Origin of the sequence: Pseudoalteromonas sp. XMcav1-K, assembly GCF_044005875.1 — a bacterium.
GTDB lineage: Bacteria > Pseudomonadota > Gammaproteobacteria > Enterobacterales > Alteromonadaceae > Pseudoalteromonas > Pseudoalteromonas spongiae.
The window spans coordinates 55,698-77,979 of sequence record NZ_JBIPJE010000031.1; the positions used below are offsets into that span (position 1 = coordinate 55,698).

The 22,282-nt window shown below is 40.9% G+C and carries 17 protein-coding genes; 12 read left to right on the forward strand and 5 right to left on the reverse strand.

All coding sequences use genetic code 11. The annotated features are described in order from the left end of the window. The first annotated feature begins 492 nt into the window (after positions 1–492). The 8 genes from ilvG (at position 493) to ACHSBP_RS04940 (ending at position 9,477) form a co-directional block, all read left to right on the forward strand. A complete protein-coding gene (ilvG, locus tag ACHSBP_RS04905; RefSeq protein WP_395388253.1) occupies positions 493–2,142 on the forward strand; it encodes an acetolactate synthase 2 catalytic subunit in 1,650 nt (549 codons plus the stop codon). Further along, positions 2,139–2,387: an acetolactate synthase 2 small subunit gene (ilvM, locus tag ACHSBP_RS04910; protein WP_010561632.1), complete on the forward strand. Its 249-nt coding sequence runs from the start codon at positions 2,139–2,141 to the stop codon at positions 2,385–2,387. The genes ilvG and ilvM overlap by 4 nt, the downstream gene beginning before the upstream one ends. 25 nt (positions 2,388–2,412) lie before the next feature. Then, positions 2,413–3,327: a branched-chain amino acid transaminase gene (locus ACHSBP_RS04915; protein WP_395388254.1), complete on the forward strand. Its 915-nt coding sequence runs from the start codon at positions 2,413–2,415 to the stop codon at positions 3,325–3,327. Positions 3,328–3,391: 64 nt separating this feature from the next. Further along, positions 3,392–5,248: a dihydroxy-acid dehydratase gene (gene ilvD, locus ACHSBP_RS04920; RefSeq protein ID WP_395388255.1), complete on the forward strand. Its 1,857-nt coding sequence runs from the start codon at positions 3,392–3,394 to the stop codon at positions 5,246–5,248. Further along, positions 5,248–6,795: a threonine ammonia-lyase, biosynthetic gene (gene ilvA, locus ACHSBP_RS04925; protein WP_395388256.1), complete on the forward strand. Its 1,548-nt coding sequence runs from the start codon at positions 5,248–5,250 to the stop codon at positions 6,793–6,795. The genes ilvD and ilvA overlap by 1 nt, the downstream gene beginning before the upstream one ends. A 106-nt stretch (positions 6,796–6,901) precedes the next feature. Continuing rightward, a complete protein-coding gene (locus ACHSBP_RS04930; RefSeq protein WP_395388257.1) occupies positions 6,902–8,077 on the forward strand; it encodes a methyltransferase in 1,176 nt (391 codons plus the stop codon). Positions 8,078–8,102: 25 nt separating this feature from the next. Further along, positions 8,103–8,753 carry a carbonate dehydratase gene (can, locus tag ACHSBP_RS04935; protein WP_010561637.1) on the forward strand — a complete coding sequence of 217 codons (651 nt, stop codon included), beginning with the start codon at positions 8,103–8,105 and terminating at the stop codon, positions 8,751–8,753. After that, on the forward strand, positions 8,704–9,477 hold the full coding sequence (locus tag ACHSBP_RS04940) for a substrate-binding periplasmic protein (RefSeq protein WP_395388258.1): 774 nt from the start codon (positions 8,704–8,706) through the stop codon (positions 9,475–9,477). The genes can and ACHSBP_RS04940 overlap by 50 nt, the downstream gene beginning before the upstream one ends. Before the next feature lie 8 nt (positions 9,478–9,485). On the opposite strand, the gene ACHSBP_RS04945 is transcribed toward ACHSBP_RS04940, so the two are convergent. Further along, a complete protein-coding gene (locus ACHSBP_RS04945) occupies positions 9,486–9,746 on the reverse strand; it encodes an accessory factor UbiK family protein (protein ID WP_010561639.1) in 261 nt (86 codons plus the stop codon). A 130-nt stretch (positions 9,747–9,876) separates the two neighbouring features. Here ACHSBP_RS04945 and rep point away from each other — a divergent pair, with 130 nt between their 5' ends. After that, positions 9,877–11,889, forward strand: a complete 2,013-nt coding sequence (gene rep, locus ACHSBP_RS04950; RefSeq protein WP_395388259.1) for a DNA helicase Rep — start codon at positions 9,877–9,879, stop codon at positions 11,887–11,889. 3 nt (positions 11,890–11,892) lie between these two features. Here the strand turns inward: rep and ACHSBP_RS04955 are convergent, their stop codons facing one another. The 3 genes from ACHSBP_RS04955 to elbB all read right to left on the reverse strand — a co-directional run bounded on the left by ACHSBP_RS04955 (position 11,893) and on the right by elbB (position 15,888). Continuing rightward, positions 11,893–14,406 (reverse strand): diguanylate cyclase domain-containing protein, encoded by a 2,514-nt coding sequence (locus tag ACHSBP_RS04955; RefSeq protein WP_395388260.1) that lies wholly within the window; start codon positions 14,404–14,406, stop codon positions 11,893–11,895. 278 nt (positions 14,407–14,684) lie between these two features. Then, positions 14,685–15,080 carry a cytochrome c5 family protein gene (locus ACHSBP_RS04960; protein WP_010561642.1) on the reverse strand — a complete coding sequence of 132 codons (396 nt, stop codon included), beginning with the start codon at positions 15,078–15,080 and terminating at the stop codon, positions 14,685–14,687. 157 nt (positions 15,081–15,237) lie between these two features. Beyond that, a complete protein-coding gene (gene elbB, locus ACHSBP_RS04965) occupies positions 15,238–15,888 on the reverse strand; it encodes an isoprenoid biosynthesis glyoxalase ElbB (protein ID WP_010561643.1) in 651 nt (216 codons plus the stop codon). Between the two features lie 491 nt (positions 15,889–16,379). On the opposite strand from elbB, the gene polA reads away from it, so the two are divergent. After that, entirely contained in the window at positions 16,380–19,118 is a 2,739-nt protein-coding gene (gene polA, locus ACHSBP_RS04970) for a DNA polymerase I (protein ID WP_395388261.1), read from the forward strand. A 282-nt stretch (positions 19,119–19,400) separates the two neighbouring features. Here polA and yihA read toward each other — a convergent pair whose 3' ends face one another. After that, complete coding sequence (gene yihA, locus ACHSBP_RS04975) at positions 19,401–20,048, reverse strand: ribosome biogenesis GTP-binding protein YihA/YsxC (protein ID WP_395388262.1); 648 nt, start codon at positions 20,046–20,048, stop codon at positions 19,401–19,403. Between the two features lie 343 nt (positions 20,049–20,391). Here yihA and ACHSBP_RS04980 point away from each other — a divergent pair, with 343 nt between their 5' ends. Together ACHSBP_RS04980 and ACHSBP_RS04985 are read left to right on the forward strand one after the other, a co-directional pair. Next, complete coding sequence (locus ACHSBP_RS04980; protein ID WP_010561646.1) at positions 20,392–21,024, forward strand: cytochrome c; 633 nt, start codon at positions 20,392–20,394, stop codon at positions 21,022–21,024. A 577-nt stretch (positions 21,025–21,601) separates the two neighbouring features. After that, positions 21,602–22,249, forward strand: coding sequence for a class I SAM-dependent methyltransferase (locus ACHSBP_RS04985; protein ID WP_010561647.1), 648 nt, complete (start codon positions 21,602–21,604; stop codon positions 22,247–22,249). Positions 22,250–22,282 lie beyond the last annotated feature (33 nt).

Below are 22,282 nucleotides of genomic sequence, written 5' to 3' on the forward strand. Positions count from 1 at the left end.
GTGTACTTGATAGTGCAATATTAGTCTTTGCCTAATTATTAACAAAAAAGTTATAAGACTTTTAAAAATAAAGCGATATTCAAATAAGCTTTAGTCTTAGCATACATAATCTTTAAAATTGTATAAAATGGATTTTTTATTCTTTTTGCGTGTTTTTTTATGCTTATCTTGGTTTTAAGTTAATTCTATTGATTTAAAAATGCATAGATTTCTTGATTGACTTTTTTGCTCATAAACGATACTAATAAAAAAGAGGCCAAGCAGACGAACGCTTGGCTATTTTTGTAAAGAATTTATGGTTGCTTAAACACATGTTTAAAACAGTAAACGTATTAGTCCTAATTATTAACGTGGTGATTATTATTACCGCGGGGGCTTCGTAGTGCTGTAGCAAAAGTTAAGCATTGAGAGAGCCCCCGAACTGAAAAGTCCGGGGGCTTTTTTTTGGCAGTAAGAAAATGAGCAAGAAGTAAACATCACAGGGTAGAGAAAATGACAGGTGCAGAGTTAACAATCGATTTATTAGCCAAACATGGCGTGAAAGAGGTATTTGGTTACCCTGGTGGTGCGATTATGCCAATTTACGATGCGTTGTATGGCTCGCCTGTTACTCACTATCTAACCCGTCATGAACAAGGCGCTGGTTTTGCCGCTGTTGGTTATGCCAGAAGCACGGGCAAACTAGGGGTTTGTTTTGCAACTTCAGGCCCTGGTGCGACAAACCTTATCACCGCACTTGCCGATGCCATGATGGATTCTGTACCACTGCTTGCAATTACCGGCCAAGTACCTACCGCTGCGATTGGCTCAGATGCTTTTCAAGAAGTTGATGTGTTAGGTATGTCACTGAGCTGTACTAAACACAGCTACATGGTAGAACGAGCTGAAGATTTAGCCGAGGTTTTACAAGAAGCGATGCATTTAGCGCAATCAGGCCGACCAGGCCCCGTGCTTGTTGATATTCCAAAAGATATCCAAATGGGCGCTGTTAATTATCATCCTTGGCTTGCGGCAGACGACTACAAACCTGAATTGAGCCAATTGGAACTAACCAAAGCTAATGAACTACTAAGCCAAGCGAAAAAACCACTGGCGTATGTGGGTGGCGGTGTACAAATGGCAGATGCACAAGATGAGCTTATGCAATTCTTAAAAGCGACTAATATGCCTGCTGTAAGCACATTAAAAGCGCTTGGGTCTGTGACACCTGATTATGCCTATAACCTCGGAATGCTGGGCATGCACGGCGGTCAAGCAGCTAACTTAGCAGTGCAAGAATGCGATTTGCTAGTGTGTATTGGTGCTCGTTTTGACGACCGTGTAACAGGTAACCTTGCTAAATTTGCCAGTAAAGCTAAGGTTATCCATTTAGATGTTGATGCTGCTGAGGTAGGTAAGCGAAAACCAGTTAATGCCTCACTGGTTGCTGATTTAAAAGATTCATTACCGCATTTAGCGACGCACAAAAGTAATCCAGAATGGTTGGCGCATATCAGTCACATGCAACAGCAATATGCATGGCGCTATGACTACCCTGGTGAAAAAGTATATGCCCCTTATTTATTAAACCGCTTAAGCCGTTTAATGCCAAATAATGGCGTGGTGTGCTGCGATGTTGGTCAGCACCAAATGTGGGTTGCGCAACATATGACGTTTTCACATCCAAGTAATCATTTAAGCAGTGGCGGTGCAGGCACTATGGGCTTTGGTTTACCCGCCGCAATCGGTGCGCAAATCGCTCGTCCTAACGACTTTGTCTTAACCGTTTCTGGCGATGGTTCAATCATGATGAACATTCAAGAGCTAGCCACAATTCGTCGTAACAACTTACCCGTTAAACTACTTATTTTAGATAACCAGCGTTTAGGTATGGTTAGACAGTGGCAGCAACTTTTCTTTGATGGTCGCTACAGTGAAACAAATCTTTCAGATAATCCTGATTTTGTACAATTGGCCGCTGTTTTTGGTATTCCGGGTGAAACCATCACCCATGCAAACCAAGTCGATGAAGCGATAGATAAATTAGTGGCGAGTGAAGGCCCTTATATTCTTCACGCGTGTATAGATGATAAAGAAAATGTTTGGCCATTAGTACCGCCAGGCGCCGCAAATGATCAAATGCTAACTGAGGTGGCAAAATGAAGCACAACTTATCAATCGAAGTGAAACAACAAAGTATCGCATTAGAGCGGTTTTTACGTGTAACACGCCACCGCGGGTTTAATTTAACCTCAATGAACATTGAGACTAGCGAAGAAAAGTATATTGTAAATATGATGGTAGACAGTGACCGACCTATTTATTTATTAACACAACAATTAAAAAAGTTAGTTGAAGTAAACCAAGTTGAAATACTTGAACAACAATCGATAGCAGCAACTAGCTAATTATTATTTTTTAAGGTTTTACAGAATGTCAGATTTAATTTGGTTCAATGGCAAAATTATTGCACAAGAACAAGCAACTACTCACGTACTTAGTCATGCGCTGCACTATGGTAGCTCAGTATTTGAAGGTGTACGCGCATACGAAACGCCAAATGGTCCAGCTATTTTCCGTTTGCAAGATCACACCAAGCGTTTATTTGATTCAGCAAAAATTTACCGTATGCAAATCCCTTACACAGCTGATGAAATTAATGAAGCGTGTAAAGCAGCAGTACGTGAAAACGGTTTAAAAAATGCGTACCTACGTCCGTTTGCGTTTTTAGGCAATGTGGGATTAGGCGTAAATCCTAAATCACATAAAGCAGACGTTGCCGTTGCCGCAATGGAATGGGGTACGTATTTAGGTGACGGCGCATTAGAAGCGGGCGTTGATGCGTGTGTTTCATCATGGAACCGTTTAGCACCGAATACCATGCCAACAGCAGCAAAAGCAGGTGGTAACTATTTGTCATCGCAGCTAATTTCAGGTGAAGCAAAACGTAACGGCTACGTTGAAGGTATCGCACTTGATGTAAATGGCTATCTTAGTGAAGGTGCTGGCGAAAACCTATTTATTGTTAAAAACGGGGTGATTTATACGCCTCCAACAACCGCTGCAATTCTGCCGGGCTTAACACGCGATACCATGATGTATCTTGCGAAAAAAGCAGGCTTTGAAGTACGTGAAGAATCAATCTCGCGTGAAGCGCTTTACCTTGCAGATGAGTTCTTTATGACAGGCACAGCAGCAGAAGTAACACCAGTGCGTAGCGTAGATCAAATTGAAATTGGTACAGGTAAGCGCGGTGAAATCACTGAGCAATTACAACAAGCGTATTTTGATTTAGTGAAAGGCCAAACAGATGATGACAACGGCTGGCTAACACTAATCAACGAATAATAGAAAAACACGACATATTTATTGGGAATGAGGAATGGGGCAGAGCCCTAAAATGAGGTAAACCATGGCAAAATTAAGAAGTGCAACAACAACTGAAGGTCGTAAACGTGCTGGTGCTCGTGCACTCTGGCGTGCAACAGGGATGACAGATAAAGACTTTGGTAAACCCATTGTTGCTGTGGTGAACTCATATACCCAGTTTGTACCGGGTCATGTTCACTTAAATCAACTAAGTGAAATGATGGTTGAAACCATTCGTGATGCAGGCGGTGTTCCGCGCGAATTTAATACTATTGCGATTGATGATGGTATCGCTATGGGTCATGGCGGTATGCTGTATTCATTGCCTTCACGTGACCTAATTGCAGACTCTGTTGAATATATGGTGAATGCTCACTGTGCGGATGCCATGGTGTGTATTTCAAACTGCGACAAAATCACCCCAGGAATGTTGTTAGCTGCACTTCGCTTAAATATTCCGGTGATTTTTGTATCAGGTGGACCAATGGAAGCGGGTAAAACGCGCCTTGCTGAAATTGATATCAAGCTTGATTTAGTTGATGCCATGGTAAAAGGTGCCGATCCATCGGTAAGTGATGAAGATTCAGACCAAGTTGAGCGTAGCGCCTGCCCAACTTGTGGTTCGTGCTCAGGTATGTTTACTGCAAACTCAATGAACTGTTTATTAGAAGCGCTTGGTTTAGCGCTGCCTGGTAACGGTACCACATTAGCAACACACAAAGATCGCAAACAACTTTATGTGGAAGCAGGTCGTCGTATTGTCGATTTATGCCGCAGCTACTACCGTGATGAAGATGATTCAGTGCTCCCTCGCAATATTGCCGATCGCAGTGCGTTTATCAATGCCATGACGTTAGATATTGCAATGGGCGGTTCATCAAATACCGTGTTACACATCATCGGCGCGGCACAAGAAGCGGGCGTTGATTTTGATATGACCCATATTGATCAGCTGTCACGTCAAACACCTTTCTTATGTAAAGTAGCACCAGCAACACCTGAATATCATATCGAAGATGTGCACCGCGCTGGTGGCATTATGGGTATTCTTAACGAGCTTGGTAAAGCAGGTAAGTTAGAACTAAATGCAGGCCATGTGGCTGGTGGCACCTTAGGTGAATTAATTGAAAAATGGGATGCAACCAATTCTGAAAATAGCGCTGCACAAAAATTCTATAAAGCGGGCCCTGCGGGTATTCGTACCACTAAAGCGATGAGCCAAGAAACGCGTTGGCCTGAACTCGATTTAGATCGTGAAAATGGCTGTATTCGCAGTGTTGAACATGCGTTTAGTCAAGATGGTGGTTTAGCGGTGCTTTACGGCAACCTTGCGCCAGACGGTTGTATTGTTAAAACCGCCGGTGTTGCAGACGGCATGTTGGTATTTAAGGGCACTGCGAAAGTATTCGAATCTCAAGATGATGCAGTTGACGGCATCTTAGGTGGCCAAATCGAAAAAGGGGATGTGGTTATCATCCGCTATGAAGGACCAAAAGGCGGTCCTGGCATGCAAGAAATGTTGTATCCGACTAGCTACCTAAAATCGATGGGATTAGATAAAGATTGTGCGCTATTAACGGATGGTCGCTTTTCTGGTGGTACATCGGGCTTATCAATTGGTCACGCATCGCCTGAAGCAGCTAGCCAAGGGGCAATCGCGTTAGTTGAAAACGGCGATGAAATTGTCATTGATATCACCAAGCGCAGCATTGATATGATTGTTAGCGATAAAGAACTTGCCGCGCGTCATGAAAAGCAATTAGCGCGCGGTAAAGATGCTTATAAGCCAGTGGATCGCGTACGTAGTGTAACGCCTGCATTAAAAGCCTATGCGTTATTGGCAACCAGTGCGGATAAAGGCGCGGTACGTGACCTTAAAAAGTTAGAGGAGCTCAGTTAATGGTCTCCCAAGAGCTCGATTATTTTCGCGCTATTATCCAAGCCAACATGGAGCCCTTGGCAAAAGTAACTGAGGTCAGCCCAGTTACTAGCCTTGAGCAGAAACTTGGCAATCATATTTGGCTAAAGCGTGAAGATCAGCAGCCAGTATATTCGTTTAAATTACGCGGTGCGTATAACAAATTGAAGCAGTTACCAAAAGGCTCACAAGTTGTTACCGCATCTGCTGGTAACCATGCACAAGGCGTGGCGCTTAGTGCTAGTCACCTTGGTCATACAGCACGTATTGTAATGCCAGTGACTACACCAGAAATCAAAGTAAATGCGGTGCGCAATCTGGGTGGCGAAGTGATTTTACATGGCCATCACTTTGATGCTGCAAATGCCCATGCATTAGAAATTGCTGAAAAAGAAGGTGCAGTGTTTGTGCCGCCGTTTGATGATAAAGATGTGATCATCGGGCAAGGCACCATTGCGCGAGAACTGATGCAGCAGTTGCCATTACTTGATGCGGTATTTATTCCGGTAGGCGGCGGTGGCTTATTGGCAGGTATGTCAATTTACTTAAAATCACTGCGACCTGACATTAAAGTAATTGGTGTTGAAGCTGAAGATAGTGCGTGTTTAAAAGCAGCTATGGAAGCAGGTGAACCAGTGGAACTTGAGCGCGTAGGCAGTTTTGCTGATGGTGTTGCGGTTAAAATCATTGGTAAAGAAACCTTTCGCTTAGCGCAAAAATACTGTGATGAGGTGATTACCGTTTCGAGTGATGAAATTTGCGCCGCGATGCAAGATATTTTTGTCTCAACCCGCGCTATTGCTGAACCGTCTGGTGGTTTATCACTCGCAGGGCTTAAAAAATGGGTAGCACAAACGGGTTCAAAAGGTAAAAATCTAGCGGCAATTTTATCAGGTGCAAACCTTAACTTTGATAGATTGCGTTATGTGGCAGAGCGTACTGCGCTGGGTGAGCATAACGAAGCACTTTTAGCGGTAACTATTAAAGAAGAAAAAGGCAGTTTTAAAAGTTTCTGTAAGGCACTAAATGGTCGCTCAATTACGGAATTTAATTACCGTTACACAGGCCCAGGCGATGCTGAAATTTTTGTTGGTGTTGGCTTGCGTAATGGTGAAGCGGAACTGGTGAGCTTAAAACAAGAGTTGACTGATAAAGGCTATGCTTTTGTTGATATGACCAATAACGAGCTTGCTAAATTGCATGTGCGCTATATGGTTGGCGGTAAACCGGGTGAACAGTTATCAGAGCGCTTATTCCGTTTTGAGTTTCCCGAATATCCAGGAGCGCTCGAGCGTTTTCTTGATACCTTAGGCGCAAATTGGAATATCAGCTTATTCCACTATCGCAATCATGGTGCCGCAACCGGAAATGTATTGGCTGCATTTGAAGTTCCTGAGCAAGATAACGCAGCCTTTAGCGAGCACTTACAACGTTTAGCTTATGCTTATCAAGAAGAAACACACAATCCGTGTTATTTGCAGTTTTTGTCGAGTAAAGCACAAAAGCTTGCGCAGGTAGCAAACAGCTAGCGTAAACAACTTACCTAAATGCCCCAATTATTGGGGCATTTTCTATTCTGATCATCACAGCAAGATTTGCTATCATAGCGCTATTCAAATTTAGCTTGTGTTGAAGATGTCTCACACCGCACTTTTTACCGCAATCGATACGCTATTAACTAAAACACAAGCCTATTGGCAATGTGTTGCTTTTGCGTCGCGCGAAATACCTTGGCCGCATTTAACAGAAACCCTGCTGGCGTTATCTGACGATGATGTTGAAAAGCTTGAAAGCAATCAAGTTGAGTTACAGCGTTACTTGGCCAATCTTATCCCTGAGTTAGACAATGTTGAAAGCGTGTTGCAACTGCCAAGCGCAAATAAGCAGGCAGCTGAATTTCCGTTTTGGCTTACAAACGGCATAAAAGGAAGCAAAATTGCGCAATTAGAAAGCTTTGTGATGCAAACTGCAGAGCAAGATTTACCGCTGCTAGAGTGGTGCGCAGGTAAAGGGCATTTAGGGCGGTTATATCATTTTGCTCATAAAGTGCCAGTACAGAGCGTTGAAATTCAGCCTCAGCTGGTGGCCGAGGGGCAGCAGTTGGCACAGCAGTTTGGTTTAGATATAAAACTGGCTGAATTGGATGTTTTATCTGAACATGCGGCAGATTATTTACAGCAAGAACAACATGCGGTGGCACTTCATGCCTGTGGCGGGTTACACCAAGCACTGATTAAACATGGTGTTGCCAAAGGCACTAAATTAATGAGTATTTCACCGTGTTGTTATCACTTATTTCAGCAATCTGAGCAGTATGAAGCAATGAGTGAGATTGCCAAGCAGTCTCAGGTTGCCTTTACTGCCAGTGATTTAAAACTCGCGCTGCAAGAAACAGTCACCTCAGGTAAACGCATTTCACGTTTACGCGAAACTGAAACCGTATGGCGTTTAGCATTTGATTGTTTGCTTGATGATGTACTTGAAAAAGACAGCTATCTTCCGGTGCCGTCCGCCAAAAAAGCGTTGTTCACCGGTGAGTTTAGTGATTTTTGTACGTGGGCTGCCAAGCAAAAAAATATCACTTTACCAGCACAAATAGATTACGCAGCTTATTTAGCGCAAGGCAAATTACGGCGTCAGATTACGCAGCGCATTGAGTTAGTGCGCCATGGCTTTAGGCGTTTGATTGAGCTTTGGTTAGTGCTTGACCGTGTTTTATATTTGGAGCAATTTGGCTACCGCGTTACACTCAGTGAGTTTTGTGAAAAACAAATCACACCAAGAAATATACTAATTCAGGCAAAAGCCTAAAAAACTATCAGGAACGCAAATACTGATGAATAAATTAGCGCATCTTTTTGTTAAGAATCGCTCGTGGGCAAAAGAAACAACGGATCGGGATCCTGAGTTTTTTAAGATTCTTTCAATGCAACAAAACCCCGAATATTTATGGATCGGCTGTGCCGACTCCCGTGTGCCCGCTAACGAGATAGTGGGTCTATTACCGGGCGAATTATTTGTTCATAGAAATGTGGCAAATATGGTGGTACATACCGACCATAACTGCTTGTCTGTACTACAATATGCAGTAGAGGTTTTAAAAGTAAAACACATTATGGTTGTAGGGCACTACGGCTGTGGTGGCGTAAAAGCAGCGCTTGACGGCATTCGACTTGGTTTAATCGATAATTGGCTGCGTCATGTTGTCGATGCGCGCGATAAATATGAGACTGAACTTAGTAGTTCTGTTAGTGAGCAGCAAAAGTTTGATCGCTTATGTGAAATAAACGTCATTGAGCAAGTGAAGAATGTGTGCCAAACAAATATCGTGATGGATGCGTGGGAAAGAGGGCAAGCATTAGAAGTCCATGGCTGGATATATGGGTTGGCCGATGGCCATATTAGAGATTTAGAAACCAGCATTAATGGGGCGAACGATGTGGCAAAAATTTATAATAATGCCGTTCAAGGTGTGTTTAGTCGTTAGTGCGTATTTTGCGTTAACAGCTAATAATGCCTATGCCGAGCAAGTTGTACCACAAACGACAGAGCAAAAAATAACACTGCGTTTTGCAGTGCCGCATTTTCCACCGTACATTTATTTAAATGAAAATAAAAAGCTTGCAGGGCAAGGTATTGTGCGTGTAACGCAAGTACTTAATAACTTGGAAGTAAACTACGAGTTTGAGCTTGTTGCAAATTACGGTGTGGCGCTGCGTGAAATGCGAAGTGGCAATGTTGATGGTTTTTTCTTAGCGACGCAAAATCGTTTTCGCGACCGTATTGCAAAAATTAGCGATGCGGTACTCATTAATAATTGGAGCTGGTTTTATAAAACATCTAATGTAATTGATGTGAAACACAGTGGATTTCGCGAACAAGCAAAAATAGGCACTATTTTAAACACCAATACGCAGGTGTGGCTACAAGATAATAATTATCCTATAGCAACGCTTAGTAATGATGTGGATACGCTAGTTGAAATGCTGTTGGCTGACCGACTAGATGCGGTGTTTTTATCGGAGAGTGTGTTTGTTCATGCGTTATCAAAACGCTCGCAAAGCCTTGATAATATAGCAAGTATTATTGAAGCAAGCAGAGATTTCTCAGTTTACTTTTCAAATAACTTTTTAGTAGAGCACCGCTGGTTTTTAGACGCATTTAACAGCGAGTTAGCAAAATTAAAAGCACAGGAAAAAGAAGCGCTTTAGCTTCTTTTTTATTCTGCGTCTTTATCGGCAAGCTTTGCTTCTAGCTCGTTCACACGTTGCTCTAAAATCGCTAATTTCTCACGTGTTCTTAATAATACTTGGCTTTGTACTTCAAAATCTTCACGGCTAACAAAATCCATTTCACTTAATTTATTTTGAATAGCTTGTTTCGTTTTGCCTTCCAATGTATCTGCTAAGTTTTTAACACCTTGTGGCATGTTTTCAGTAATTTGCTTGGCAATTTCTTCAAGTTTAGCTGGGTTAATCATAGTCAAATTCTAGTAATAAAAACTGCGTTTAGTTTAACCCATCAGGGCTTGCAGGCAAAGACAATCCTTGCGCCTGACATAGCTGCATTTTAAAATCCCTTTCTTTGTTGTATTAATGCAAGCGATTTTAATGAAACTCAATCCTAAACAAGATGAAGCGGTTAAATATATCAGTGGTCCATGCCTAGTGCTGGCAGGCGCTGGCTCAGGTAAAACCCGTGTAATCACAAATAAAATTGCCTACTTAGTGCAAAAGTGCGAATACAAGGCACGCAATATTGCAGCGGTAACCTTTACTAATAAAGCAGCAAAAGAAATGCGTGAGCGTGTGGCACAAACACTGGGTAAGCAAGAAGCGAAAGGGTTATGGGTTTCTACGTTTCACACGCTTGGCTTGGAAATTGTTAAAAAAGAGCTAGATGCACTGGGTTATAAACCAGGTTTTTCATTATTTGATGACCAAGACAGCAACAAACTCTTGGCTGATTTAACAGAGCCCGAATTAAAAGGCGATAAAGACTTACTTAATCTGTTAAAAATGCAAATTTCGAATTGGAAAAATGACCTGATTTTGCCACAGCAGGCCATTGCGGAAGCGAGAGAGCAACAAAAAGTACAATTTGCTCAGCTTTATGCGCGTTTTCAAAATCAATTGCGCGCCTATAATGCGCTCGATTTTGATGATTTAATTATGATCCCAACTTTGCTGCTAAGCGCTAAGCCAGAGGTGCGTGAACGCTGGCAAAATCGCTTTCGCTATTTGTTGGTGGATGAATATCAAGATACTAATACAAGCCAATATCAATTAGTTAAGCTATTGGTAGGTGAACGTGCGCGCTTTACCGTGGTAGGCGATGATGACCAAAGTATCTATTCTTGGCGCGGAGCAAAACCACAAAACCTAGTGCTGTTGAGTAAAGACTTTCCCGGATTACGTTTAATTAAACTTGAGCAAAATTATCGTAGTGCTGGCCGAATTCTTAAGTCTGCCAATATTCTTATTGCTAATAACCCGCACGTGTTTGATAAAAAGTTATTTAGTGAATTAGCATACGGCGAGCAGATTAAAGTTATTGCGACAAAGGATGAAGAGCATGAAGCTGAGAGAGTGGTTGCTGAGATTATTTCGCATAAGTTTATGAAGCGCACCAGCTATAAAGACTACGCAATTTTGTATCGTGGTAATCACCAAGCAAGGGTATTTGAAAAAGCCTTAATGGGAAGCCATATTCCGTACAAAATTAGCGGCGGTATGTCGTTTTTCTCACGTGCAGAAATTAAAGACATTATGGCGTATTTAAGGTTATTGGTGAATCAAGATGACGATAACGCCTTTTTACGTATCGTAAATACGCCACGTCGTGAAATTGGCCCTATCACACTTGAAAAATTAGGATCGCTGGCGAATGAAAAGCACATTAGTTTGTTTGCTGCGTGTTTTGAGCCTGACTTATCATCGCGCTTAGCTGGGCGTGGTTATAATGCGTTAATGGGTTTTGCCCGTTGGGTAGTTGAACTTTCAGACCGCGCAACTCGCGGAGATACTCTTGAAGCCGTAAAAGACATGGTACGAGAGATTAATTACGAAGATTTCTTGTATGAGACCTCAACTAGCGCTAAAGCTGCTGAAATGCGTATGAAAAACGTGTCGGAGCTGTATCGTTGGATCACCGATATGTTAGTTGGCAGTAGTGAAAACCCACCGCTAACATTATCAGAAGTTGTAATGAAGCTGACACTACGCGACATGCTTGAACGCAACGAAGAAGAGGATGAATCTGATGCAGTGCAATTACTGACATTACACGCATCGAAAGGCTTGGAATATCCTTATGTGTTTATGGTGGGTATGGAAGAGGGATTGTTACCACACCAAACCAGTATTGATGAAGATAACGTTGAAGAAGAAAGGCGTTTAGCTTACGTAGGCATTACTCGTGCGCAGCAAGAGTTGATTTTAACCTATGCGAAAGAGCGCAGAATGTTTGGTGAAATGGCAACGCCAGAGTTAAGTCGTTTTGTTGCTGAAATGCCACAAGATGATCTTGCTTACGAAATGCGAAAACAACCGCAAAATCAACAACAACGAATGGAAAAAGGCCAAGCGCGCGTTGCTAATTTACGCGCCATGTTAAAGAAATAACGTTTACTTTTTATTGGTTTTACTGAGCAGAGATTGGCTTTTATCGAACTGCGATAGCTGCTCAGAGCCTTGCGCCAGCGGGCTTAAGAATAAGTTGATACCAAGTATTTTGAGCGCCGACTGAAAATTCACTATGGCAGGTCCGGTTGCGATAATTTCACACTTGCTGCCTTTTGTAAGTGCAAGTAAGGCTGCAAGCTGTTGTTGTGCTATTTTCTCTGTGACTAACTTTCGACAAAAGTTAAGCTCTAACTGCATAAAATCAAATTCCACACAGGTTAGCTTTGCAAGATCGATTTGCTGACGAGCAACGTCAATAACACCTATCTTAAATCCTAATTTTTTGAGCTTTGCTAGATTATCAACTTGGGTCGTCGACATTTCAGCAAGGTTACTGTCGTTAATTAACCAGCAAATATTATTTGCTGACTTACTTAGTTCTTTGTAAAAACGATCAAATTCACGTGCCAAAATACTGGTGTGCAGTTGCAAAAACACCGTACCATTTTGCACAACATGAGGGAGAATTTGATTTAATAAATAATCACAGTAATCAATTGCTGCATGTTGTTCTTGTAATAAGTGAGAAAGGGCTATTGTTGCACCTGACTCTAGTGTTAGCTGTGGATTGTAAAAAGTAGCGACACTGTGATCTTTATGCAGATCAATCACATTTGATTTGGCAAAACTTAGTTGCCCAGCGTTAATTTCTGTCGGGCAAATCAGGCTACTTCTTGGCTCTAAGTGTTCAGCGCTGAGCTCAATGGTACCTTTGCCAGATTTCTTCGCTTGGTACATAGCACTGTCTGCGTCACGAATAATTTGGTCAGTGCTGGTATAGGTTTTATTGCTGTATGCAATACCAATGCTTGCCCCACTTTTAATGCATAATTCATTAATACAAAATGGTTTATTCATTAATTTAATAATGCGCTTAGCGATAAGCTCAGCTTCGTCTTTGTGCTGTAAATGAGTTAATAAAATAACAAATTCATCACCACCAAAACGTGCTAGTAAATCATGCTCACGAATGCAGGTAGAAAACTCATTAGCAGTCGATTTTAAAAATTTATCGCCAGCGTGATGACCGAGAGTATCATTGATATCTTTAAAATTATCGAGGTCAATAAACATCACAGCAAAGCCGTGCGATTTATCCCGCTTATGGCGTTGCAGAGTTTTATCTAATTGAGAAATAAACAAACTTCGGTTTGCTAAGCCTGTTAAATTATCATGATGGGCATCATGAAATAATTGCCGTTCAATTTTCTTACGCTCTTCAATTTGCAATTGCAAATGAATGTTGGCTTGCTGTAATTCAGCCGTTTTTTCTTTCACTCTTTGCTCTAATTGGTTATCTGCCAAGTGTTTTACGATTACATTGGAAATTTGCTCAGAGACAAAAGAGATAAGTTCAATATCAGATTGTTTGTAGCTGTATTCATTATTAAACGCCTGACAAGCCAATACACCAATTACTTGTTGGCGGTGATAAAGCGGCACGCCAATCCAAGAAGTTGGTAAAGGAGAGTTATTAAATTTAGCAGGCAGCTCAACATGACCTTTTGCTACTTCATTTAACACACGGTTTCGGTCAAACAATTCCGTTTTACCTGAGCGAATAACAAATTCAGTTAAGCCTTTAGAGAAGGTACGAGGTTGATAATCAACAGACATTTCATCCACTGCGTAAGGACAGCTGATCATATTTTCGCTGTGATCATAAAGCGCGATAAATAGGTTTTTAGCGAAGACTTCTTCGTTAACAATATTGTGAACTCGCTCAAAAAAGTCTTGGTTGTTAAGACTTTTTGTTGCTAGCTTAGAAATCGCGTACAAAATGTTTTGTTTGCGAATAGTATCTTGGTTTCGCGCAATTTCGCGGCTTAACTGTTCTGTGCGCTCAGCAACTTGTTGCGCCATATACTGGCGCTTTTTAACACGTTCAACCGCGGTACTAAAATAGAATGCAACCGTTTCGAAAAGTGCTATCTGACTATCATCAAACGGCTGATTTACATTATAGCTTTGCGTTGCCATAACGCCTATCACGCGACCATCATGATGGATTGGCACACCTAACCAGTATTCACAGGGCGTGCCCATAACGCGGCATACACCTTTAATTTCGCAATCAGCAATTTGTTCTTTATTAAATAGTTTGGTTTTTCCGGTCTTAAATACAAGTCCGGTAAGCGAATTATCGAGCATTCCTGTTTGTTGGGCTTGAATTGGTAAATGAATGCCATCGATCTCGTCGACAAAATAAGTTAGTTCGAGTTCGCCAATATCTGGGTTGAATAACACCACATAAAAGTTTCTACATGGCAGGCTGCTTTCTAAAATTTGCTGAATAGCGGGGTAGAGCAAGGTAAGTTCTGATACTTTACTTGCTTGTTCGGATAATTGTAATAACGCAGTTTGCGTTTGCAAAGAGGTTTGATATTTCTTTACTAAACTTTTTAAGCGCTTTATTTTTCTTTGCTGTGAGCCGCTATCGGCATGAGCATCTTCCATTGCTATTTCTTATTATTAGGTAGAATTTATAGCAGTGTGAACCCAACCGAACCACACAGTTAATCACTGCCTATTTTTTAACCTTATTTTTCCATTTTTCGTTTTAAATAGCAATCTTGTCGATGAAATCGCTCTGATGTTTAACTTGTTGATAAATATGGTTTTTTAAATAATTCGAATATTCTTTTTTATTCTAACTTGTGTTTTCTTAGTTATATAAATGTTAACCAATAAAAAAGCCGCTTAGTTAAGCGGCTTTTTTACAATACGTTTTATGTTTATTGGCCTTTTGCCATAAACTCAATTGCATCTTTAATTTCATCATCAGAACAGTTCATACACGTACCGCGAGGAGGCATTGCATTGAAACCATTAATTGCATGCTGCATTAGTACATCCATGCCTTTCGCCATGCGAGTATCCCAGTCAGCTTTTGTCTTTGGCGCGCCTAGAGCACCTGTACCGTGACAACCAAAACAACTTGCTTGATACACTTGTTGGCCAGTACGTGGACCTGTTGGCTCAGCAACAACTGGTTCTGCACCTGCTAAATAAACAGAGCCAACTGGAGCGATACGTTTTTTAATTGCTTCTTCAGTTAACGAGTTATCAAAAGGTGCTGCAACTGCGACAGTTGCACTCATCATTAGTAATGCTGCTGTTAATTTTTTCATTTTTTACTTGCTCACAAATTGAGGTGATCAATCACAATAGACGGAAATTAGCACAATTATAACGTTTGCTGCGAATTTATAAAATGGTTAGTTATGGCTATTTAGTCGTAAAATATGAAAAAGTTGCGCTAGCGCAACTTTTTCTTTTGTTACAGGGTTAGCTCATTTTTACTAATTGTGCGATGGCTTTTTCAATACCGCTTGCCGCTTCGCGAATATTTGTCGCTAACATATAAGCTGGCGTGCTGATTACTTTTGCACTTTGGTCGACAATAATATCGTCTACCGCACAGTTTTGGTGTGCTGCGCCTAATGCGTTAACAATATTTGCTGTATCTAGGTCATTGCCAATGGTTGCAAGTGTGCCTGCGGCGTAAACTTGTGGAATAATTGCCGGTGCAATACAAATATAGGCTGCCGGTTTTTGCGCATCAGCAAATGCACGACACGCGTTGGCAACGTCTTCATTGATCTCGCACTCAGCGCCTTTTAATGCGAAATCACATAAATTTTTCGCAGCGCCAAAACCACCAGGTAAAGCGAGTGCATCAAACTCTGAAATGTTGAGCTCTTTAAGATCCTTGATCTCACCTCGTGCAATACGCGCAGATTCGACTAGTACGTTGCGTTTCTCAGGCATTTCCTCGCCAGTGATATGATTAATTACATGGTGTTGATCTATATTGGGTGCGAAACATTGGTAACTTGCACCCTGCAGTTCAATATTTAACAGCGTTAATACTGCCTCATGAATTTCAGCGCCATCAAATACACCACAGCCACTTAAAATCACTGCTATCTTTTTCATATATCTATTCCATATCTCAAGATTAGTTAAGCATTATATTCTAGCTATAAAGAAACGATGTAAATAAAAAAAAATTATAAAAAGATCGCTAGGATCTTTGATCTTTTATTGGTAGAGTAACTGCCCTGCTAAAGATTAGGATGTTCCTTGCCAAGCTTTAAGGATAAAAAGTTTAGCAGTTTCCACATCTTGGAAAATTAATAATAATAACAATACGCTAGTAAATTAGCTTTGTTAACTCATTGTATATTAACCAAAAATTAAGATTCTCCATTTGTTTTTTCAAATTCGGGGAAGGCTCTGTTACATCTTTACTAACAAACTTATCCACAGGTTACAACCAGTTGGCCTGAAGAATATTTCAACAATTCGTTTACTGCTTGCACTGCACTGATTATTTCTGTTGTTTATAGAGCTGAATTCTCGTTTTCTTATCGGGGATATGGCATGCTATCGGCAATTTATGTTTAATCGTTTTAAGGCGAGTGCTAATGGCTCAGATCCCTGAAAATCCGTTAATCTTGGTTGATGGTTCATCATACTTATTCCGTGCTTACCATGCTCCACCACATCTAACTAACTCAAAAGGTGAGGCCACCGGTGCTATCTATGGTGTAATTAATATGCTTAAGAGTTTAGTTAAGCAGTATTCGCCAAGTCATATGGTAGTGATCTTTGACGCCAAAGGTCCAACTTTTCGCAATGATATGTATTCTGAATACAAGGCAAACCGTCCACCGATGCCTGATGATCTGCGCACTCAAATTGAGCCTATTCACAATATTATCAAGGCTATGGGTTTACCGCTTATTAGCATTCCGGGTGTTGAAGCCGATGATGTAATTGGCACATTAGCGAAACGCGCGTCAGAACAAAAACGTCATGTACTTATTAGTACAGGCGATAAAGATATGGCGCAGTTAGTTGATGAGCATGTAACACTTATCAACACCATGACTAATACGATTATGGACCCTGCTGGAGTTGTTGATAAATTTGGTATTGGTCCTGAGTTAATCATCGATTATCTCGCATTAATGGGCGATAAAGTCGATAACATTCCAGGTGTACCAGGTGTGGGCGAAAAAACGGCTCTTGCAATGCTGCAAGGACTCGGATCTATTGATTCACTTTACGATAACTTAGACAAAATCGCAGATCTTGGTTTCCGTGGTTCAAAAACCATGTCGAAGAAACTAGATGATAATAAAGAACAGCTTCAGCTTTCTTATGAGCTTGCAACGATTAAGTTGGATGTAGAGGTTGAGCAAAACTTGGATTCTTTCGAAGTTGCGGCGCCAAATACCGATGAATTGATCAAGCTTTATGGCGAGTGTGAATTTAAGCGTTGGTTAAGTGAATTACTTGATGGTGACACCGCACCTGCTGCGGAAGTTGAAGTGGCAACTAAACCTGTTGAAACAAATTACGAAACGATATTAACTGAAGCACAGTTAGATAGTTGGGTTGATAAATTACAAGCGGCAGATCTTTTCGCATTTGATACTGAAACCACCAGCCTTGATTACATGCAAGCTGATCTAGTCGGTATGAGCTTTGCGGTAACAGAAGCGGAAGCAGCTTATTTGCCGCTTAAACATGATTATTTAGGTGCGCCAGAACAACTAAGTCACGAGCTAGTATTTGCTAAACTTGCGCCGATTTTAGCTGATGAAAATAAAGCAAAAGTAGGGCAAAACCTTAAATACGATAAGAGCGTATTAGCGCGAGCGGGTATTGAACTTAATGGTATTCGTTTTGATACCATGCTTGAGTCTTACGTACTCAATAGTGTTGGTACTCGTCATGATATGGACTCACTTGCGCTAAAATATCTCGGCCATAAAAACATTAGTTTTGAAGAAATTGCAGGTAAAGGCAAAGCGCAGCTAACCTTCAATCAAATTGAGCTAGAAAAAGCGGCACCTTATGCGGCGGAAGATGCCGACATAACCTTGCGTTTGCATAATACGCTTTGGCCAATGTTAGAAAAAGAGCCTGAACTAGTGGATGTTTTCAATTCAATCGAATTGCCATTGGTAAACGTATTATCAGATATGGAACGTACCGGTGTTCATATTGATAGCCAAATGTTGGCACAGCAAAGTGTTGAAATTGCAGCGCGTCTTGAAGAGCTAGAAAAAGAAGCGTATGAGATTGCAGAAGAGGAGTTCAACCTAAGCTCAACCAAGCAATTACAAGGTATTCTGTTTGAAAAACTTGGCTTACCAGTATTAAAGAAAACACCAAAAGGTGCGCCGTCGACAGCGGAAGAAGTGCTGCAAGAACTTGCTCACGATTATCCATTGCCTAAATTGATTATTGAGCACCGTGGTTTAGCCAAGCTCAAATCAACGTATACTGATAAATTACCTAAAATGGTAGATGAAGTAACTCAGCGTGTGCATACTTCGTATCATCAAGCAGTTACCGCAACAGGTCGCTTAAGTTCAAGCGATCCTAACTTACAGAATATTCCAATTCGTAATGAAGCAGGTCGCCGAATTCGTCAGGCCTTTGTTGCGGCTCCTGGCAAATTAATAATGGCGGCTGACTACAGTCAAATTGAATTGCGTATTATGGCGCATTTATCGCAAGATAACGGCCTATTAAGTGCATTTGCTGAAGGTAAAGATGTTCACAGCGCAACGGCTGCGGAAGTATTTGGTGTACCACTTGAAACCGTTACATCTGATATGCGTCGTAAAGCTAAGGCTGTAAACTTCGGTCTAATTTACGGCATGAGTGCCTTTGGTTTGTCACGTCAACTAGATATCCCGCGTAATGAAGCACAACATTATATGGATACCTATTTTGAACGCTTCCCTGGTGTACTTGAGTATATGGAACGCACGCGTGAAGATGCCGCTGAAAAAGGTTACGTTAGTACCTTATTTGGTCGTCGTTTATATTTGCCAGATATTAAAGCGCGTAATGGTGCGCGTCGTAAAGCAGCTGAACGAGCGGCAATTAACGCGCCAATGCAGGGCACTGCTGCCGATATCATTAAGCGCGCAATGATCAATGTAGCTGGTTGGCTAAAAACGCAATCACAAGATGATATTGAAATGATCATGCAAGTTCACGATGAATTGGTGTTTGAAATTAACGCAGATAAAGTGGACGAATTTAGCGATAAAATTTGTTCATTGATGAGTGAAGCAGCTCAGTTGGACGTACCATTATTAGTGGAAGCTGATTCAGGTGATAACTGGGAGCAGGCTCACTAGTTTGCGCATAAATTAACAACAATTTTAAGTAGCCAATATTTAATGTTGGCTATTTTTTTATGTTAAATTTAAGTTTGCTGAATTTTAGTGCAGATTGTTACATTTCTTTGCAATTTGTCGCGATATAACTTTATTTTGCAAATCTGCTTTGTTAAAGTGCGCGCCGTCCTATAAGGACATCCTGTTGATGATGTATCTCTTACGGGGTACAGCGTTTTAATAGCTTCTCCCCAGATTGCTATACCCGGTTGGTTTTTACCAACCGGTTTTTTCTCAAACGTTTTATTCTTGCTCGTCTGACTCTTGTTCTGGCGCTACCGCGTCAATTTCACCTAAGTACCAAACATCCAGTGTTTTTGCCAATTCTGGCAAACCAATGCCTTTTAACGATGAAAACGCGTGAACAGTAATTTTGTCACTGAGTTCTTTTAACTCGCGGCGAACTTTTAGCACTTCACTTTTACGCTTGCCTTGTTTCAGTTTGTCGGCTTTAGTAAGTAGCGCAAGAATCTCTAAATCACTTTCAACGGCCCAGTTAATAAGGTCCATATCAAGCTCTTTTAATGGATGACGAATATCCATTAAGACCACAATGCCTTTTAAACTTTCACGCTTTTGCAGGTATTCACCTAGTGATTTCTGCCACTTCTTTTTCATTTCAAGTGGTACTTTAGCAAATCCATAACCTGGTAAGTCGATGATGCGCATATCTTCACCCAGCGAGAAGGTGTTGATTAGCTGCGTACGACCTGGTGTTTTACTTGTGCGCGCAAGTTTTTGATCGGTTAATGTGTTTAGCGCACTTGATTTACCCGCATTAGAACGACCTGCAAACGCAACTTCAACACCCGAATCAGCAGGCAGTTTAGTGATGTCTGGTGCACTTGTAATAAAGCTCGCTTTTGAATATTGAACCCGTGACTTTAGCAAGGTTAGCTCCTTAAAACGCTATCTTAAGATTAAAGGCGAATCCCTATTTTCAGAGATTTTTGCTACACTGCCTTTAACATATCTTTTATTTCTGGGCGCGTATTTTATACTAACAATAGCCAAATAAGTAATGCTTTGTCTTTTTTAATGGGCCAAATTAACCTTGAGAAAGATCAAAGAAATGCGCCTTTACGGAGTTTTTTAGTAAAAACCCCTATATTTTATATGTTTTATCAAGGCACAAGAGGTGTCAGATAAAATTTAATCGTGTAGAATATGGCTACTTTAGCTGGTATTCATTCCTGCTTGTCAGGTTTTAACAGGGTCGAAACAGAGAAATAGCATGAAAAAAATAGCTTTATCTTTAATGATGGTTGCTGGTGCGTTCAGCGTCAATCAAGCTGCTGCTTTTGAGGGCGATATAGAAGCTGGTAAAACAAAAGCTGCGACATGTGTTGCTTGTCACGGTGTAGATGGAAACAAACCTCTTCCTAATCACCCTAAACTTGCAGGTCAGCACGCTCAATACTTATTTAAGCAATTAAAAGAGTTTAAATTAGGTATGACATCAGGCGGTGCAGAAGGTCGTATGGACCCTGTAATGAGTGGTATGGCTATGCCACTATCAGAGCAAGATATGCGCGATATCGCGGCTTACTTTTCAAGTCTTAACATGGAACCAGGTAGCACTCCAGAAGAAGTGGTTGAGCTAGGTGGTAAACTATACAAAGCAGGTGATGCGGAACGTGGTATTCCGGCATGTGCAGCATGTCACGGTCCTCGTGGTAACGGTACATCATTAGCGGGCTTCCCGAAAGTATCATTCCAAAATGCTGATTACGTAAAAGCGCAACTTGAGAAATTCCGCTCAGGTGATCGCAATAATGACCTAAATGGTATGATGCGCGATTTAGCGAAAAAGCTAACAGATAAGGACATTGAACTACTTTCTAAGTATGTTTCAGGTCTTCACTAATAACACTTATATTTTATAGGTGATGAAAAAAGCAGCGCAAGCTGCTTTTTTTATACCTTAGTCTGTGAGATATTTCTCACAATCATGGTAGGATAATGACTAATGTTAACTGTAAGTTAATTCGCTATTTTGTCACTAGATATGGCTTAAGTGTCTGTTTTTTATTGTTAACACGATTTTTAAAGAAATCTTTTTTTATTTATTTTAGTTAAATTAGTTGTAACAAATTTATTAACAAGTAAATTATTCACCTGTCGCAAGGGACAAAAATAACAGGGAAAGCAGTAAAATACGGAAGTGCAGCGACAATTATGTGCGTAGGGGAAAGTAACCATAGGTTACATTAATGGACTGCTAAGAAAGCGTCAGGAAGACCGAAAATAAAAAAAGCACGGATGAAAATAATAAAAATACGGATAGTAAAATAATAATAAAATTAGACTCGTTGGTTAAAACAGTCGAAGGGAGAAGTGTCATAAGACACTCAGATTAGTAAGCGGCAGAGATTCTCTGTCGCTTTTTTATTTGTCGCAATAAAATTGCTATGATTACGGCAAATAAATTTCACGTTTAAACCATGTCTGAACCTTGTCCATTATGTTTGCATTCTAAAAGCACCTTTTACAGCGAAGACAAACGCAGAGCTTACTATCAATGTGAGTTATGTCAGTTAGTATTTGTTGCGCGCAGCCAGTTAATTTCACTCGAGCAAGAAAAACAAATCTACGATAGTCATGAAAATGATGTAAATGACACGGGCTATCAGAAATTTCTGAGCCGCGCTTTAGCGCCTTTGCTGCCAGAATTAGCAGAAGCTAGTCAGGGTCTCGATTTTGGTTGTGGACCGGGTCCTGCACTTGCCAAAATGCTCACAGAGAAAGGTCATGCTACCGCGCTTTACGATATCTTCTATTATCCAAACACTGAGGTGTTAAATCGTCAATACGACTTTGTAACCTGTACTGAGGTAATTGAACATTTAGCCAATCCAAACGAAGTGTGGGCGCAACTACTGAACTTATTAAAGCCAAATGGCGTATTAGTTGTGATGACAAAGCTCGTCATCGACCAAGCCCGATTTAAAAATTGGCATTACAAAAATGATATTACGCATATCAATTTTTTTTCGCGGGCCACGTTTGATTATTTAGCACAGCACCATGGCTTATCACTGGCATATCATGGTGATGACGTGATGCTATTTAAACAGTCAGCAATAGTGTAAAATAAGCTTAGTTTTGTAAAAATTTTAGATTTA